Source organism: Kribbella speibonae, assembly GCF_004331375.1.
GTDB lineage: Bacteria > Actinomycetota > Actinomycetes > Propionibacteriales > Kribbellaceae > Kribbella > Kribbella sindirgiensis.
In genome coordinates this window covers 221,508-237,948 of sequence record NZ_SJKC01000003.1, presented here as the reverse complement: position 1 = coordinate 237,948, position 16,441 = coordinate 221,508, and the positions used below count along the sequence as shown (strand labels likewise).

Sequence of the window (16,441 nt, the reverse complement as noted above, 5' to 3'; positions counted from 1 at the left end):
ACCGCTACTACCGTCGCCTGGTGGAGCTGTTGGAGCGCTGCGGGCTACCCCGCAGCATGCCCCCGTTCCTCGTCCTCGGGGTGCTCGCGGCGACGACGTCCATCGTGCTCGCCGTGGTGCACCTGGCCGCGCACCGGTCGCAGTCCGACCCGGAGATCGCCATCGAGCCGGCCGCCGCTGGGCGGTCCGGCAGCTCGGTGGTGAACTCCGAGCGCGCGCAGGTGCTGTCGATCACGATGGTCACCCGGAACCGCTGGGCGGCCGGCTGGTCCGACTGCACCAGCGGCCCGAACTGCAGGTTCGCCGCGGTGATCGACCGCGACGGGTCCCGCGCCACCGCCCCCGAGTGGCCGGTCCCGTACGCGACCCTGCAGGCCGGCAAGGAGGCGATCGCGGTCGCGCCGCCGCTCGAGGGCACGCTGACCGGCGCCGCGACGATGATGTTCCGGTTGACGTACGACGGCCCGGTGCTCACCAAGCTCCGGTACCGGCTGCCGACCGCGACGTTCCAGAAGGACGAGATCCTCAGCGACCGGATCGTGCCGGGCTCGATCGTGGTGGTGAACCCCGAGGAGTCGACGGTCCGGTTGCTCAAGACCCGCGGCACCCGCTCCCCGGTCTGTGACGAGTCCGGCCGCTGCTGGATGCTGACCGGGATCGGCCGTACGGACGTCGTCTGGACCGACGACGGCGGCCGGAGCTGGGGCTCGCGGTCGCTGGACACCCACAACCAACTCGGGCGGCTCGCCATCAGCCCGGACGGCCAGACGCTGCTGTCGACCTCGGTCACCGTCGGCACCACCGGCCAGACCGTGTCCAAGATGGAGATCTCCACCGACCGCGGCGCGAACTGGACCACGGTCGAGAACCCGCCGAAGAGCCTGAGCGCCCCGCCGCTCGCCTTCGACGACGGCACCGCCCTGATTCTCGGCGGCCGCCCCGGCGACCGCCCGCGCATCTACCGGGTCCGCGACGGCGCCGCCAAACTCGACCGCGGCTACCCCGGCGACCTCGCCGACCTCTCCGGCGACGCCCAGCTCATGTACGGCTTCGAGGTCCCGAAACGCCGTACCACCGAGGTGGTCCTCAGCACCGACCAAGGCGCCACCTGGACCAAGTTCGCCCCCCGCTAGCCCGCCGCCCAAGCCCCTTCAAAGCCCGGGGAACACCACCCACCTGAACCTCCCCAAACTGGTTTGGGGAAGGTGGTGCGGTTTGGGGAAGGTTGGGGTGCGGGGTTCAGTGGTGCTTGGCGGCGCCCTTGAGGGTCTTGTCGATGGCGTTCTTCGGGCCGTAGAAGGCGATCCCGACGAGGTCGAGCTCAGCGGTCCGGACAGCCTTCACCGCAGCGCGATTGTCGTGATCGTTGCCCGTAGCAAACAGATCCTGAGTGAAGACCGAGTGCTCGATCTCCCGGCTCAGCGCGCGTTCATGGGCGGTCGTCATGAACTCCTTGGACCCCTCGAATACCATCACCGGCTGCCGGAACATCGGCAGGTACCGCACCCCGTCCGCATCCTCGTACGGCTCCCCGACCACCTCCGGATGCGTCCCGGCGATCCCACTCACCAGAAACGCGGTCACGTTCAACCGCTGCCACACCGCCAGATCGTCCCGCAACAACACAGCAATCTTCGTATCGAACTTGTCCACACCCCAATCCTCACGGGCCGCCCGGACGGGGTCTTGTACGTTCTTAACCGGCTCAGCAGTACGGCGGGTTCGAGGTGACTGCTGAGCAGACGCGGAGGAACAGGTTGAACATGCGGTAGAGCTGGAGCATGTCGGCGTCGAGGGTGACTGTGCGGTCGTCGCGGCGGGTGACGCCGGGGATCGCGGTGAGGTGGGACGCGACGGAGGCGGACTGCCAGCGGACGGCGAGGGTTCGCGGGCCGGTGGGCGGGTTGGGCGAGGTCAGGTTGGCGAGGGCCTCGGTGGTGGTTGTTTCGATGGATTGCTGGGCCTCGGCGACGGGCACGAGTTGCGCGGCGAAGCGGTCCTTGGCGAACTTGACCGGGACGGTCGCGACCGCGGGATCCCAGGCCTTCATCTCGTCGCAGGCTGTGTCGTCCCCGGTCAGGAGCGCAAGAGGTACGCAGTACGCCGCGGCGGCCGCGTGGAACAGGCCGATCTCGCCGGTGACCTGGTCGTCGAGCCAGATGTCCTCGATCTCGTGGCCCATGAAGCTGTGGCTCAGGACGCCGAGTACGCCGGCGCGGGCGTGGTACCCGACGCAGAGTACGGCGTCGTACTCCGGGGTGAGGCCCTCCATCATGCCCATCGGCTTCGGGCGGCCCTTGATCAGGCCGGCGCGCGGATCGAGGAGATCGGGCAGCAGGTTGCGCATCGGACCGTGGGCGTCGTTCACCAGGACCTCCGTCGCGCCGGCGGCGTACGCACCGCGCACGGCGGCGTTCACGTCCTCGGTCATCAGCACCCGGCCCCGCTCGTAGTCCCGCCCCGGCGGCTGCACATCCTCCGCGTCGACGACCCCGGTGACACCTTCCATGTCCGCACTCACGTAGACCTTCACAGGCAGCAGCGTATGTTCTGACTATGAGCAGCGGCGCCACGGTTCGGGCGTGGCGGCCTCGGATGGACGGGGTCGTCGAGGTGCTGCATGCGCATTTTCCGTCGCATGCGTACCCGAGCCACACGCACGACGCGTGGACGGTGCTGATCGTCGACGAGGGTGCGGTGCGGTACGACCTGGACCGCCACGAGCACGGTCTCGCGCAGGCGCAGGTCTCGCTGCTGCCGCCGCATGTCCCGCACGACGGGCGGTCGGTGCTGCCGGGCGGATTCAGAAAACGTGTTCTGTACCTGGCGCCCGACCGGCTCGGTGAGGGTCTGATCGGCGCGGCCGTGGACCAGCCCGAGTACGTCGACCCGCTGTTGCGGCACCGGATCCACCAGTTGCACGGCGTACTGCTGGACGGTCAGGAGGACCTGGAGGCGCAGAGCCGGCTGACCCTGATCGAGGAGCGCCTGAAGCAGCACTTGCGGCGGCAGGTGGTCGCTCCGGCGGACCGGTCCGATGCGGGTGTGGCCGCGCAGTTGCGGGATCTCCTGGACGCGCATGTGCCGGACGGCATCACGCTGGACGACGCGGCGAAGGTGGTGCCTGCGCATCCGGCGCACCTGGTGCGGGCGTTCAGCCGGGAGTACGGGATGCCGCCGCACCGGTACCTCACCGGGCGACGGGTCGACCTGGCCCGGCGGTACCTACTCGACGGGCGTCCGGCCGCGGAGGTGGCGACGCTGGCCGGGTTCTACGACCAGTCGCACCTCACCCGGCACTTCCGGAAACTGCTCGGGGTCACACCGGCGAGTTTTGCGCGGTCTTAGCCGCCTTGTACGCGCGGACACCCCAGGTGCCGAGCAGCGCCGCGATCAGCAGGTTCACGACGATCAGGACGGTATGCGCGACGTAGTACCCGGTCGGGCGGTCCTCGGTGTCCACGAGCGCCTTGATGAAGCGCAGGTAGGTGATGACGTTCCACGCGGCGATCGCCAGCAGGACAAGAGCGTGCTTCCGTTCGAGCTTCACCTAACCATTGTGACCAGGGCGGTCGACCATCCTGAGCAGCTGGGTCCGGTTGGCCACCCCGAAGCGGCGGTACAGGCGGGTCAGCTGCGACTCCACGGCCTTCACCGACAGGTACAGGGCCGCGGCGATCTCGCGGTTCGTGGAGCCGTCGCGAACCATCGAGACGATCTGCTGCTCGTTGTCGGTCAGCTCCGACGGCTGCCGGCTCCGGCTTGGTACGTCGAGGCGCGCGAGCTCCATCTCCGCGACCTCACGCCAGGCCGGTGCGCCGTACGCCTCGAACTGCTCGATCGCGTCCAGGAACGCGGTCCGGGCGACCGAGCGGCGACGGGCCTGCCGGGCGATCCGGCCGCGGGTCAGCTCGCAGCGCGCGAGATCGAGCGGGTAGACCCGGTCACCCGCCGTACCGACGGTCTTGTCCAGCAGCTCCAGGGCGGCGGCCGGGTCGCCCTGCTTGGCGACCAGCAGCGCCTCGGCGCGGTCCAGCCCGAGCTTCACCACGCGACGGTCGAGGTTCTCGGCGCGGGTGCGGATCTCGGCGATCAGGGCGGCCGCGTCGTCCAGCCGGCCGGCCGCGACCAGCGCCTCGGCGTAGTCCGCGTGCCACGGGATCACCGCCGGGTCGTACGGCATCGCGGCCTCGCCCGAGCCCTCGATCGCGTCGAACGCCTCGACGGCGCGCTGCGGATCGCCGGTCAGGACGCCGATCAGCCCGAGGCTGACCAGTGCCGGGCCGGTCCATTCGTCGTTCCCGACCAGGTGCACCGCTTCCAGCGCGGACTCGGCGAGCTGCCGCCCGATGGTCGCTGAACCGCCGACCCACTCCGCGCGGCTGGCGATGATCATGCCGACCTCGGCCTCGTCACCGATGTCCTGCATCAGCTGGTAGCACTCGTGACCGGCGGTCAGCGCGTCGGCGCCGCGGCCGCTGCGCTCGTAGATCGCCGTCGCGGAGATCAGTACGGACGCCAGCCAGCGCATCGCGCCGTGGTCGCGGACCTCGTCGGCCAGCGCGGTGATCGCGGCGATCGCCTCGTCGGTCCGGCCGCGGAACAGCTCACGCATCGCGGCCATCTGGCGGGCGTTCACCACGGTCCGGGTGAGCGGCAGGCCCTTGGCCAGCTCGGCGGCCTGTTCCAGTACGGCGTCCGAGGTCTCCTCGGCGTCGCGGGCCATCAGCACCGAACTCGCCGCGCTCAGGGCGTCGACGACCGCCTCGGTGTCACCGGCCTCGCGCGCCAGCGCCTCGGCGATCCGCGCGTCCTCCTGCGCGTCGTCGAGGCTGCGATCGAAGTAGTGGCTGTGGCTGCGCTCGATCCGCACCCGCGCCTCGAACCGTTTGTTGCCCTCGGCCGCAGCGAACGCCTCCGCGAGCAACTCGACCCGGCGATCCCGCTCCGGCCAGACCGCGTCGGCACACAGCAGCAGGGCGGGGACCTTGGTCTCGGGTGTGGTCGCTACCTGTACGGCGAGTCGCGCCATGTCGGCCGACTCCGCCAGGTGACCAGCGGCCGCGGCGTCGTCGGCGGCCCTGGTGAGGCGGCGGGCGCGCTCGTCGGGCTGGGTGCTCGGCGTCCGGTCCGCGCTCAGCCGCCACAGGTTCGCGGCCGCGCCAGGAGCTCCACGACCGGCGGCGACCGTGGCGGCCTCCTCGATCGTCGCGGCCAATTCTGGATCGGCTTCCTGGGTCGCGAGGGCGCGGTGGGTCGCGTTCTCGACCGGTTCGTCGACCACGGCGGCGAGTTTGGCGTGCGCCTGGCGACGGGCGGCCGACGTGGCTTCGGCGTACACGAACTCCCTCAGCAGGGGGTGCGTGAAGCGGAGCCGCTCGGCGGAAACGTCGATCAGGCCGAGAGTTTCCGCCTCGGCGAGGCAGACGTCGATCGGGCGGTCGAGGGACCGGGCGAGCTGCGTGGTGGTCGGTCGCGGTGACGATGCAGCGTGCAGAAGCAGCTCGTGGGTGTCGGTGGACAGGTCGCCGAGACGCTCACCGAGCAGCGTCTTGAGGCGGCTGGAGACCGGAAGCGGGTCGTTGGGCGAGACGCTTTTCGGATGCCGCAGTACGGCGCGACCGAGCTCGAGGGCCATGAACGGGTTGCCGGCGCTCGCGGTGAAGATGCGGCGCGCCGTCCGCACCGGGAGCGGGCTGGACAGCCGCTGCCGGAGCAGGCCGAGTACGTCGGGCTCCGTCAGCGGCGGGACCTCGAGCTGCAGGACGGGCTCGGGGCAGGCGTCGGCCATCACCGGAAGGTCTCCGTCGGCCACCTGCTCGGTGGCGAGCAGGTGCACCCCCTCGGAGAGTCGGCGAGCACAGAACGTGAGCACTTCGAGGCTGGACGGGTCCACCCACTGGATGTCGTCGACGACGATCAGCACCGGGCCGGTCGTGGCGAGGCGGCGGAGGACGTGCAGTACGGCGAGGCGCACGGCCAGCTCGTCACGCACCGTATCCGGGGCGCTCGCCTTGAGCAGGGCGACCTCGAGGGGCTGCCGGAGGTGGTCCGGCAGCACCTGCCAGGCGAATTCGAGCTGGTTGGAGAGCAGATCGAGGAGCGTGACGTACGGCAGGCCGGCCTCGGAGTTGGACGGGGCGGCGCTGAGGATCCGGCAGCCTTTCCGGCCACGCTCCGCGACGAGCGCCCGCCCGAGGGCCGACTTGCCGATGCCGGTCGGGCCGTAGAGCAGCACGCTGCCGCTGGTCTCGAGCTGCTTGGTGGCACGCTCGACCAGTCCGCTACGCCCGACCAGCTCGTCGTCAGTCATTCAACTCCTCGAAGGATTACCCTCGCCGATTATCACAGTCAACGACCGTTCGACACGGCGAGTGTCACATGAGGAAATTTGCTGGCCACCATCCTGTCACCCCTTACTGCCCAGTTCCGAGCAGTCGCGACGGCACGATCGTGCCGGGGCACCGGATGGTCTTTCGACGACTTTGGGCCCCCACCAACCGTTTCGCGGCGCCGAAAACGGTTGATGGGGGCCCAAAGAGCGGTCAGATCGATTCGAGGTCGCGCTCGATGGCGGCCAGTTCCTCCTCGGTGCCTTGGACCTTGGGGCCGGTGAACCAGCGGCGGGCGGACAGGAACCAGTACGCCGCCGCGAAGCCGAGCACGACCAGAACGGCGATCGGCGTGTAGTTGAAAGTGCTACCGGTGACCGGGCTGACCTGCGGCAGCATGAACAGGATCGTGATGAACGCGACCCAGACGATCGCGACGATGCCGATCGGGCGGCTCCAGCGGCCCAGGTGCCACGGTCCGGGCTGGAAGTCCTTGCCCTGGAGCAGCCGCAGCAGGGTCGGCAGCACGTAGGCGATGTACAGGCCGATCACCGCGATCGACGTGACAGCGGCGTACGCCGTCGCGTTCCAGAGGTACGGCAGACCGAGCAGGAACGCGCCGCCGGCGGCCAGCCAGATCGCGTTCGTGGGCGTCCTGGTCTTGCCGTTGATCTTGTGCCAGAACGACGACCCCGGCAACGCCCCGTCCCGGGAGAACGCGTAGATCATCCGCGAGTTCGCGGTCACCGACGACATCCCGCAGAACAACTGGGCGCCGATCACGACCAGCAGCAGAACCTTGGCCAGCCCGGCGCCGACCGCGTCGATGAAGATCTGCGCGGGCGGTACGCCGATATCGCCCTCGAGCGCGCCGTCGTAGCTCTGGATCGCGAAGGTCAGGCCGATCAGCAGCACCCACCCGGCCGCCAGCGAGACCAGGATCGACATCACGATCCCGCGCGGACCGGAGCGGGCGGCGTCGTGGGTCTCCTCGGTCATGTGCGCGGAGGCGTCGTACCCGGTGAAGGTGTACTGCGCGAGCAGCAGGCCGAGCAGCGCGACGTAGAAGGTGGAGCCCCAGCCGGTGTTGTTGACGAAGTGGCCGAACACGAAGCCGGCCGACTGGTGCTTGTCCGGCACGATCACGAGCGCGCCGACGATGAAGACCACGCCGACGATGTGCCACCAGACGCTGATGTCGTTGAGCTTGGCGACCAGCTTCACGCCGAACGAGTTCAGCAGGCCGTGCACCAGCAGGATGATCCCGAACAGCAGGATCGTGTGGCCGGGCGTCGTACTGAAGCCGAACTGCAGGTCCAGGAACGCGTTCAGGAAGAACGCCGCGCCGAAGTCGATACCGGCGGTCACCGCGACCTGGCCGAGGAAGTTGAACCAGCCGGTGAACCAGGACCAGGCCGCGCCGTTGGTCCGGGCGAGTTTCGCGGACCAGTAGTACAGCCCGCCGGCGGTCGGGTAGCTCGAGCAGACCTCCGCCATCGCGAGGCCGACGAACAACGTCATCAGGCCGACGAACGGCCAGCCCCAGACGATCATCACCGGGCCGCCGGTGTTCATCCCGAACCCGTACAGGGTCAGGCAGCCGGACAGGATCGAGATGATCGTGAAGGACACCGCGAAGTTCGAGAACCCGGACATCGTCCGGGACAGCTCCTGGGCGTAACCCAGCTGATGCAGGCGTTTCTCGTCGTCGGTCATTGGGGCGGCGGACTCGTCATTGCTCATTTTCGGGCCTCCTAGACACAGCGCCTCAATGGTCTCCCCCCAGACCTTTAGGCAATTGAGGCACCGTGGTCAGGCGGTGTCAAGGGAAACCGGCCGCATTGACATCCACACGGCGGCTTGAGTCAATGGACTGGACGTAGACCAATAGACTCCAGGAGTGGCCGTGCTGAGTGTGGAGGAGTTGCGCAGGCTGGTCGAGGCCGGCGAGGTCGACACGGTACTGGTGGCGATCACCGATATGCAGGGGCGCCTGCAGGGCAAGCGCTGCGGCGCGCGGTACTTCCTGGAGGAGGTGCTGAAGCACGGGACCGAGGGCTGCAACTACCTGCTGGCGGTCGACGTCGACATGAACACCGTCGACGGCTACACGATGTCCTCCTGGGAACGCGGGTACGGCGACCTGGTGATGGCGCCCGACCTGGACACGCTCCGTCTGGTGCCGTGGCTGGAGGGCACCGCGCTCGTGCTGTGCGACGTGCAGTGGCTGGACGGTACGCCGGTGGTCGCGTCGCCGCGGCAGGTGCTGCGGGCCCAGCTGGACCGCCTCGCGGAGCGAGGACTCAAGGCGTACGTCGGGACCGAGCTCGAGTTCATCGTGTTCGACGACACCTACGAGAACGCGTGGAACAAGCGGTACCTCGGCCTCACCCCGTCGAACCAGTACAACGTCGACTACTCCCTCGTCGGCACCTCCCGGATCGAGCCGCTGCTGCGCGACATCCGCAACGGGATGACCGGCGCCGGCCTGTACGTCGAGTCCGCGAAGGGCGAGTGCAACTTCGGCCAGCACGAGATCGCGTTCCGGTACGACGAGGCGCTGGCCACGTGCGACAACCACTCGATCTACAAGACCGGCGCGAAGGAGATCGCCGCCAAACACGGCAAGAGCCTGACGTTCATGGCGAAGTACGACGAACGTGAGGGCAACTCCTGCCACATCCATCTGAGCTTCCGCGCCGACGACGGCGATCCGGTGCTCGCGGGGGACGGTTCGCATGGCTTCTCGCGGCTGATGGAGCAGTTCATCGCGGGCCAGCTCGCCTGCCTGTCCGAGTTCACGTACCTGCTGGCTCCGAACATCAACTCCTACAAGCGATTCCAGAAAGGCAGCTTCGCGCCGACCGCGATCGCGTGGGGTCTCGACAACCGCACCTGTTCGCTGCGCGTGGTCGGCCACGGCGACTCGCTCCGGGTTGAGAACCGGCTCCCCGGCGGCGACGTGAACCCGTACCTCGCGGTCGCCGCGATCATCGCCTCCGGCCTGCACGGGATCGAGAACGAACTGGAGCTCGAACCGCTGCTGGAGGGCAACGCGTACGAGTCCGACAAGGAGCACGTCCCGGCCACGCTCCGCGAAGCCGCCGCGCTCTTCACCGGCTCGAAGCTCGCGCGGACGGCGTTCGGCGACGAGATGGTCGACCACTACAGCAACGCCGCACGCATCGAGCTGGACGCGTACGACGCCGCCGTCACCGACTGGGAGCGGGTCCGTGGGTTCGAACGTCTCTAGGCCGCGCATCGGCATCACGACGTACCTCGAGCCGGCCGCCTGGGGCATCTGGCGCCGCGAGGCCGCGCTGGTCCCTCGGGTGTACCTGGACGCGGTGGTAGCGGCCGGAGGGGTGCCGCTGCTACTGCCGCCCGTAGGCACCGACCCATCGGTCCTGGGCGTTCTGGACGGTCTGATCATCGCGGGTGGATGCGACGTCGATCCAGGTTCGTACGCCGCGACGCAGCATCCCGAGACCGTCGACACCAGGCCGGACCGGGACCACCACGAAGCGGTCCTGATCCGAGAAGCCCTGGACCGTGATCTTCCGTTGCTGGCGATCTGCCGTGGCTTGCAGATGCTCAACGTGACTCTGGGCGGCACGCTGCATCAACACCTACCGGACGTGGTCGCCCACGACGATCATCGCCCGGAGCCCGCCGTCTTCGGCAGCGTCGAGGTGAAAGTCGAGCCGGGGACGCTGACCGCACGGATCCTCGGGGAACACGTTTTCGGCAGCTGCTACCACCACCAGGCTCTCGACGTCGTCGCACCGGGTCTGAAGGTCACGGCCCGCGCGGGTGACGGAACGGTCGAGGCGGCCGAGGTGGAAGGCCACGACTTCGCGCTCGGGGTGCAGTGGCACCCGGAGGAGAACCCCGAGGACCTGCGGCTCTTCACCGCACTGATCAGGAGCACAGCATGACGTACGACGTGATCAATCCGGCCACCGAGAAGGTGATCCGGACGATCTCACTCGCCTCCGAGGCCGAGACCGACGCGGCGATCGACCGGGCCGCGAAGGCCTTCGAGACGTGGCGGGACGTGACGCCCGCCGATCGTGGGCGGCTGCTGCGGCGGTTCGCCGACGCGGTCGACGCCGACCTGGAGAACCTGGCCGCGCTGGAGGTCGAGAACGCCGGCCACACGATCGGCAACGCGCGCTGGGAAGCGGGCAACGTCCGGGACGTGCTCACGTACTACTCGGCCGCGCCGGAACGCCTTTTCGGAAAACAGATTCCGGTGGCCGGCGGCATCGACGTGACGTTCCAGGAACCGCTCGGCGTGGTCGGCGTGATCGTTCCGTGGAACTTTCCGATGCCGATCGCGGGTTGGGGTTTCGCCCCCGCACTGGCGGCCGGAAATACCGTGGTTCTGAAGCCCGCCGAGCTCACGCCGCTGACCGCTCTGCGGCTCGCCGAGCTGGCGCTGGAGGCCGGCCTCCCGCCCGGCGTCTTCGAGGTCGTGCCCGGTAAGGGAACCGTTGTCGGAAACCGTTTCGTCACGCATTCCGCGGTCCGGAAAATCGTCTTCACCGGCTCCACCACCGTCGGCAAGCAGATCATGGCCGGCTGCGCGGACCAGGTGAAACGGGTGACGCTCGAGCTGGGCGGCAAGTCCGCGAACATCGTTTTCGCCGACGCCGACCTGGAGAAGGCGGCAGCGCAGGCGCCGTACGGCGTGTTCGACAACGCGGGGCAGGACTGTTGCGCACGCAGCAGGATCCTCGTCGAGCGGTCGGCGTACGACCGGTTCCTGGAGCTGCTCGAGCCGGCGGTGAAGAACTTCCGGGTCGGTGATCCGGCGGATCCGGCGACGGAGATGGGACCGCTGATCTCCGCGGGGCAGCGTGAGCAGGTCGCGTCGTACGTCGAGAACGCCGCGTTCCAAGGGACTGCGCCGAGCGGGCCCGGCTTCTGGTTCCCGCCCACGGTGCTGGCACCGGCCAGTGACCGGGCCTTGCGGGAGGAGATCTTCGGGCCGGTCGTCGCGGTGGTCCCGTTCGCGGACGAGGCCGACGCGCTGCGGATCGCGAACGACAGCGAGTACGGGCTGTCCGGCTCGATCTGGACCCGGGACGTCGGCCGCGCGCTGCGGGTCAGTCGCGGTGTCGAGGCCGGGAACCTCTCGGTGAACTCGAACTCGTCGGTGCGGTACTCGACGCCGTTCGGCGGTTACAAGCAGTCCGGCCTCGGCCGGGAGCTCGGGCCGGACGCGCTGGCCGCGTTCACCGAGACCAAGAACATCTTCATCAGCACGGAGGACTGATATGGACGTCAAGGCTCATCGGCTCGAGGGCCGGGTCGCTGTGGTCACAGGCGGCGCGAGCGGCATCGGCCTGGCCACGGTACGGCGGTTCGCGGCCGAAGGCGCGCGCGTCGTGATCGGCGATCTCGATCCCGCCGCGGGCAAGGACGCCGCGGACGAGGCCGGCGGGCTGTACGTGCCGACCGATGTCACCGACCCGGCCGCGGTCGAGAACCTGTTCAAGCAGGCCTTCGACACGTACGGCGCCGTGGACATCGCCTTCAACAACGCCGGGATCTCACCGCCCGACGACGCGTCGATCCTGGACACCGGGCTGGAGGCGTGGCGCAAGGTCCAGGAGGTCAACCTGACGTCGGTGTACCTGTGCTGCAAGGCCGCGATCCCCTACATGCAACGGCAGGGCCGCGGATCGATCATCAACACCGCGTCCTTCGTCGCGGTGATGGGCGCGGCGACCTCGCAGATCTCGTACTCCGCGTCGAAGGGCGGCGTCCTGGCGATGAGTCGCGAGCTCGGCGTCGAGTTCGCGCGCCAGGGCATCCGGGTGAACGCGCTCTGCCCGGGGCCGGTGAACACGCCGCTGCTCACCGAACTGTTCGCGAAGGACCCCGAGCGGGCCGGGCGCCGGCTGGTGCACGTCCCGATGGGCCGCTTCGGCGAGCCCGAGGAGATCGCCGCCGCGGTCGCGTTCCTGGCCAGTGACGACGCCTCCTTCATCACCGCCAACACGTTCCTCGTCGACGGGGGAATCTCGGGCGCCTATGTGACACCGATCTAGTGTTGGCCCATGGTCGTTCAGGCAGATGACGCGGTGTTCCGGCCGGTCCGGGCCGGGAACCCGTTCGAGGAGACGGTCGAGCGGTTGCTGCAGGCAATCAAGCTCGGCGTCGTCGTGCCCGGCGACCGGTTGCCGCCCGAGCGCGAGCTGGCGACCCGGCTGAACGTCAGCCGGGTCACGCTCCGCGAGGCGATCCACGCGCTCACCGAGGCCGGCTACGTCGAGTCCCGCCGCGGCCGGTACGGCGGCACGTTCGTCAACGAGCAGCTCCCGAAACCCCGCCGTACGCCGGCCAAACGCCTCGCCCGCGACCTCGCCGCGGGCCTCGACGACGCCCTCACCCTCCGCTTCGTCCTGGAGACCGGCGCCGCGGAAGCCGCCGCCACCCGCCCCCTCACCGACGCCGAACGCGACCACCTCCAGCGCTGCCTGGCCGACACCAACGCCGCCACCCTCACCGACTACCGCCGCCTCGACTCCCGCCTCCACCTGGCCATCGCCGAGGTCACCGGCTCCCCCTCCTTGACGTCGGCGATGGCCGACGTCCGCATGCGCCTCAACGAACTCCTGGACGCCATCCCCCTCCTGCAACCCAACCTCGACCACTCCAACCACCAGCACCAGGCGATCGTGACCGCGATCCTCACCCACGACCCCGCCACCGCCCGCGCCACCATGCAAGAACACCTGGCCGGCACCGAAGCCCTCCTCCGAGCCTTCCTCGAGTAGCCCCTCGGCGTGGTGGTGCCGTGGCACTGGGGGGACAGGGAATTGGTTGGCACTCCCCGGGTTGATGGGGAAAATCGCCGGATTCGGCCGCACCGCCCAAAGCGGCCCGATTCTGGAGGACCGCTATGCGATCTTTCGTTACCCGTCCCCGCGCTCTGGCCGTGCTGCTGGCCGGTACGGCGCTTGCGTTCAGTCCGCTCGGTGGACAGGCGACTGCCCAGTTGCCCGTCGACGCGACCGGCAACCCGGCCTGTTTCACGCCGGAGGAAGGCGCCGCCGCTCGTGGTGGCTTCGGTGCCGACCACCGGGAACTGTCGGCGGCCGAGCAGAAGGCCATCGACGCCAAGACAGCGCAGATCCTGAAGGCCAAGGCCGCCCGTGGCCTGGCTCCGCAGGCCGGCACGCTGGCCGCGGCGAGTGTCCCCGTCTACGTGCACGTGATGCTCAGCACGTCCGGCGCCGGTGACGTCACCGACAACCAGATCTCGCAGCAGATCGCCGAACTGAACCAGAACTTCGCCGGCCAGGAGTCGTCGCAGGCCGCGAACACCGGGTTCACGTTCTACCTGGCCGGCACCGACCGGATCAAGAACAACCAGTGGCACAACGACCGGCAGAGCACGCAGTACCGGTCACAAACGCGCAAGGGCGGTAAGAACGCCCTGAACATCTGGCTGGTCGACTTCTCGTACCTCGGGATCGCGACGTTCCCGTGGGACTACGCGAGCAACCCGAAGATCGACGGCATCCGGGTGCAGTACAGCTCGCTGCCCGGTGGTTCGGCGACCAACTACAACCTCGGCAAGACCGCGACCCACGAGGCCGGGCACTGGTTCGGGCTGTACCACACGTTCCAGGGCGGCTGCACCAGCACGAACGACTCGGTGGCCGACACGCCCGCCCAGAGCAGCTCGTCCAGCGGCTGCCCCGAGGGCCGGGACTCCTGCTCGCTGTCGGGTCTGGACCCCATCCACAACTACATGGACTACTCCTACGACTCCTGCTACAACCAGTTCACGCCCGGCCAGTCAACCCGGATCAGCAACATGTGGACCGCCTACCGGGCGTGACTCAGGGCATGAGACCCGACTGTGACATCTGCACCGGTCGGCAACTAGAGTGCCGCCGATGCGTTTGCTTCTGACGGCCTGCGCAACCACCGCACTGGTGGTCGCCGGACCTCTGACAGCGACCGCCGCCGGCCAGACCCCACAGGGTCCGGTCGGCGGCGACCTGCTGACCGCGAAGCCGACGGTGGTCGCCATCGGGGCGGCGCCGCCGGCTGTCCAGGCATCGGCGTACGTCGTGGCCGACATCGACACCGGCCAGGTGCTGGCGGCCAAGGCGCCGCACGCGCAGCTCCGCCCGGCCAGCACGCTCAAGACGCTGACCGCCCTGGTGCTGCTGCCCCGGCTGAAGAAGACCGATCCGGTGATCGGTTCGGACGCCGACGCCGGCATCATCGGCAGCAAGGTCGGCGTGTACCCCGGGCTGCGCTACACCGTCGACCAGCTGTTCCAGGGCATGTTCCTGGCCTCCGGGAACGACGCCGTCCACGCATTGTGCGCCCACGACCAGGGCGGCGTACCCGCGACCATCCAGCGGATGAACGCGAAGGCCAAGGACCTCGGCGCGCTCGACACCCACGTCACCGACCCGACCGGCCTGGACGCCGACGGGCAGTACTCCAGCGCGTACGACCTGGCCCTGTTCGCGCAGGCCGGGCTGACCCGGCAGGACTTCGCGAAGTACGCGTCGACGAAGTACACGAACTTCCCGAACGTCGGCAACAAAGGCACGTACCAGGTCGCGAACCAGAACAAGCTGCTCTTCAACTACGAGGGCGCGCTCGGCGTGAAGACCGGGTACACGACGCTGGCGCGGAACACGTTCGTCGGCGCCGCCCGCCGCAACGGGCACACGCTGGTGGTGACGATGATGAACGCGCCGCACGGCATCACCGAGGACGCGAGCAACCTGCTGACCTGGACGTTCACCAACTACGGCAAGCTCAAGCCGGTCGGCACCCTGGTCAAACCAGCCGCCGCGCCGCCGAAGACCCAGCCGGAAGGCAAACCCGCCACCAAGCCCCAGACCGGTACGGCGGGCAACCCGCAGCCACGCACCGCACTCACCCCCGGCCAGGCAGTCCAGTCCCTCGCCCTACGCGTCCCCGACTGGGCGTACGCCGCCCCGCCCGTCCTACTCCTCGGCCTGTTCCTCCGCCGCCCCCGTGCGCTGCGCCGCCGCCGTCACTGAAATCTCAGGAGACTACCGGCGCCGGACCGTTCGCACGGCTCGCAGGCCCTGGACGGCCAGCGTGGTGAGGGTTGCGCCCAAGAGCGCTCCGGCGGCGACTGCGATCGTGTCGGCCTTGCGTTCTGGGATGGGGACGACCTTGTAGCGCTTGCCGGGTGGGCCGAGCAGGAGGGGCTCGATCTCCGCGGGCCCCGGCAGAACCTCGGCGGGCTCGGCGGCCTTCGCGTCGAGGGTCGCCTCCTTCGTCCAGGCCGCGATCAGCATGATCACCCGGGTCATCAGGTAGATCCACACCAGCAGCGCCAGCGGCAACGCGACCGCGCCGTACGCCGCGTTCGCGCCGATCACGTGGTTCACGTACAGGTTGCCGAGGCGCTGCGCGAGGTAGAACACGATGCCGCCGGCCAGCGCGGCGATCAGCGACACCTTGCGGGGCAACAGGATCCGCGGCAGCGCCGTCTCCATGTACAAGAACAGCACCGCACCGGCGGCGACCCCCAGCACCACGCTGATCAGGCCGAGACCCCAGCCCGCCAGCCAGGTGCCGTCCAGGTCGGCCCAGTCGACGATGCGCTTGGACAACCCGGTCAGGACCGACGACAGACCGGTGGCGAACATGCCGATCATGCCGAGACCGATCAGTGCCCCGAGATCGACGGCCTTCAGCTTGACGGCGTTCCCTGGCTCGTCGTCCAGCTCGTGCATCGAACGGATCGAGGCGCGCAGCGAGTCGATCCAGCCGAGGCCGGTGAACAGCAGCGAGACACCTGAGACGAGGCCGATGGTGCCGGCGTGGCCGATCAGCCCGTCGATGTCGATCTTGTCGCCGATGCCGGGCAGGTTCTGCTGCAGGGCGTCCTTCATCGCCTCGATGGCGTCGTGGCCGAGCAGCGGCCCGACGATCGCCGCCGCCAGCACGATCAGCGGGAACAGCGACAGGAACCCGAAGAAACTGGTTGCCCCGGCCAACCGGTTCCCGCGCCGGTCGCCGTACCGCTTCCAGGCCCGCCACAGCTGCGACTTCTTGAATCGCGCCCAGACACGCTTGATGCTGCCCATGTG

15 protein-coding genes are annotated in these 16,441 nt (G+C 69.1%); 9 read left to right on the top strand and 6 right to left on the bottom strand.

The genetic code is table 11. The features are described 5' to 3' along the window. Nucleotides 1-20 precede the first annotated feature (20 nt). Nucleotides 21-1,133 carry a WD40/YVTN/BNR-like repeat-containing protein gene (locus tag E0H92_RS22420; RefSeq protein WP_131460322.1) on the top strand — a complete coding sequence of 371 codons (1,113 nt, stop codon included), beginning with the start codon at nt 21-23 and terminating at the stop codon, nt 1,131-1,133. Between the two features lie 106 nt (nt 1,134-1,239). On the opposite strand, the gene E0H92_RS22415 is transcribed toward E0H92_RS22420, so the two are convergent. Both E0H92_RS22415 and E0H92_RS22410 read right to left on the bottom strand, forming a co-directional pair. Continuing rightward, entirely contained in the window at nt 1,240-1,653 is a 414-nt protein-coding gene (locus tag E0H92_RS22415; RefSeq protein ID WP_131497621.1) for a DUF2000 domain-containing protein, read from the bottom strand. Between the two features lie 52 nt (nt 1,654-1,705). Then, complete coding sequence (locus E0H92_RS22410; protein ID WP_131497620.1) at nt 1,706-2,533, bottom strand: M55 family metallopeptidase; 828 nt, start codon at nt 2,531-2,533, stop codon at nt 1,706-1,708. Between the two features lie 23 nt (nt 2,534-2,556). On the opposite strand from E0H92_RS22410, the gene E0H92_RS22405 reads away from it, so the two are divergent. Further along, nucleotides 2,557-3,348: a helix-turn-helix transcriptional regulator gene (locus tag E0H92_RS22405; protein ID WP_165549913.1), complete on the top strand. Its 792-nt coding sequence runs from the start codon at nt 2,557-2,559 to the stop codon at nt 3,346-3,348. On the opposite strand, the gene E0H92_RS22400 is transcribed toward E0H92_RS22405, so the two are convergent. The 3 genes from E0H92_RS22400 to E0H92_RS22390 form a co-directional block, all read right to left on the bottom strand. After that, nucleotides 3,320-3,550 carry an SCO4848 family membrane protein gene (locus E0H92_RS22400; RefSeq protein WP_131497619.1) on the bottom strand — a complete coding sequence of 77 codons (231 nt, stop codon included), beginning with the start codon at nt 3,548-3,550 and terminating at the stop codon, nt 3,320-3,322. The two genes, E0H92_RS22405 and E0H92_RS22400, sit on opposite strands and share 29 nt — an antisense overlap. Then, the gene (locus E0H92_RS22395) at nt 3,551-6,313 is read right to left on the bottom strand and encodes an AAA family ATPase (RefSeq protein ID WP_131497618.1); all 2,763 of its coding nucleotides are present in this window, start codon (nt 6,311-6,313) and stop codon (nt 3,551-3,553) included. Nucleotides 6,314-6,545: 232 nt separating this feature from the next. Then, nucleotides 6,546-8,075 carry an amino acid permease gene (locus tag E0H92_RS22390; RefSeq protein WP_165549911.1) on the bottom strand — a complete coding sequence of 510 codons (1,530 nt, stop codon included), beginning with the start codon at nt 8,073-8,075 and terminating at the stop codon, nt 6,546-6,548. Nucleotides 8,076-8,232: 157 nt separating this feature from the next. Between E0H92_RS22390 and E0H92_RS22385 the strand changes: the two genes are divergently transcribed. The 7 genes from E0H92_RS22385 (at nt 8,233) to E0H92_RS22355 (ending at nt 15,379) form a co-directional block, all read left to right on the top strand. Next, entirely contained in the window at nt 8,233-9,585 is a 1,353-nt protein-coding gene (locus E0H92_RS22385; RefSeq protein ID WP_238152528.1) for a glutamine synthetase family protein, read from the top strand. Next, nucleotides 9,566-10,270: a gamma-glutamyl-gamma-aminobutyrate hydrolase family protein gene (locus E0H92_RS22380; protein ID WP_131460332.1), complete on the top strand. Its 705-nt coding sequence runs from the start codon at nt 9,566-9,568 to the stop codon at nt 10,268-10,270. Before E0H92_RS22385 ends, E0H92_RS22380 begins: the two co-directional genes overlap by 20 nt. Further along, a complete protein-coding gene (locus tag E0H92_RS22375; protein WP_131460333.1) occupies nt 10,267-11,613 on the top strand; it encodes an aldehyde dehydrogenase family protein in 1,347 nt (448 codons plus the stop codon). The genes E0H92_RS22380 and E0H92_RS22375 overlap by 4 nt, the downstream gene beginning before the upstream one ends. A gap of 1 nt (nt 11,614) precedes the next feature. Further along, nucleotides 11,615-12,391, top strand: coding sequence for a 3-oxoacyl-ACP reductase (locus E0H92_RS22370; RefSeq protein WP_131460334.1), 777 nt, complete (start codon nt 11,615-11,617; stop codon nt 12,389-12,391). Between the two features lie 9 nt (nt 12,392-12,400). Then, on the top strand, nt 12,401-13,120 hold the full coding sequence (locus E0H92_RS22365) for a FadR/GntR family transcriptional regulator (RefSeq protein WP_131460335.1): 720 nt from the start codon (nt 12,401-12,403) through the stop codon (nt 13,118-13,120). A 125-nt stretch (nt 13,121-13,245) separates the two neighbouring features. Continuing rightward, nucleotides 13,246-14,190 (top strand): zinc metalloprotease, encoded by a 945-nt coding sequence (locus E0H92_RS22360; protein WP_131460336.1) that lies wholly within the window; start codon nt 13,246-13,248, stop codon nt 14,188-14,190. 58 nt (nt 14,191-14,248) lie between these two features. After that, nucleotides 14,249-15,379, top strand: a complete 1,131-nt coding sequence (locus E0H92_RS22355; RefSeq protein ID WP_131460337.1) for a D-alanyl-D-alanine carboxypeptidase family protein — start codon at nt 14,249-14,251, stop codon at nt 15,377-15,379. 12 nt (nt 15,380-15,391) lie between these two features. Here the strand turns inward: E0H92_RS22355 and E0H92_RS22350 are convergent, their stop codons facing one another. Then, entirely contained in the window at nt 15,392-16,438 is a 1,047-nt protein-coding gene (locus E0H92_RS22350) for a YihY/virulence factor BrkB family protein (protein WP_131460338.1), read from the bottom strand. Nucleotides 16,439-16,441: the final 3 nt, after the last annotated feature.

Coding starts and splice junctions, on each gene's coding strand:
- E0H92_RS22405 (WP_165549913.1), top strand. CDS start 2,557: ATGAGCAGCGGCGCCACGGTTCGGGCGTGGCGGCCTCGGATGGACGGG.
- E0H92_RS22395 (WP_131497618.1), bottom strand. CDS start 6,313: ATGACTGACGACGAGCTGGTCGGGCGTAGCGGACTGGTCGAGCGTGCC.
- E0H92_RS22390 (WP_165549911.1), bottom strand. CDS start 8,075: ATGAGCAATGACGAGTCCGCCGCCCCAATGACCGACGACGAGAAACGC.
- E0H92_RS22375 (WP_131460333.1), top strand. CDS start 10,267: ATGACGTACGACGTGATCAATCCGGCCACCGAGAAGGTGATCCGGACG.
- E0H92_RS22370 (WP_131460334.1), top strand. CDS start 11,615: ATGGACGTCAAGGCTCATCGGCTCGAGGGCCGGGTCGCTGTGGTCACA.
- E0H92_RS22365 (WP_131460335.1), top strand. CDS start 12,401: ATGGTCGTTCAGGCAGATGACGCGGTGTTCCGGCCGGTCCGGGCCGGG.
- E0H92_RS22360 (WP_131460336.1), top strand. CDS start 13,246: ATGCGATCTTTCGTTACCCGTCCCCGCGCTCTGGCCGTGCTGCTGGCC.
- E0H92_RS22355 (WP_131460337.1), top strand. CDS start 14,249: ATGCGTTTGCTTCTGACGGCCTGCGCAACCACCGCACTGGTGGTCGCC.
- E0H92_RS22350 (WP_131460338.1), bottom strand. CDS start 16,438: ATGGGCAGCATCAAGCGTGTCTGGGCGCGATTCAAGAAGTCGCAGCTG.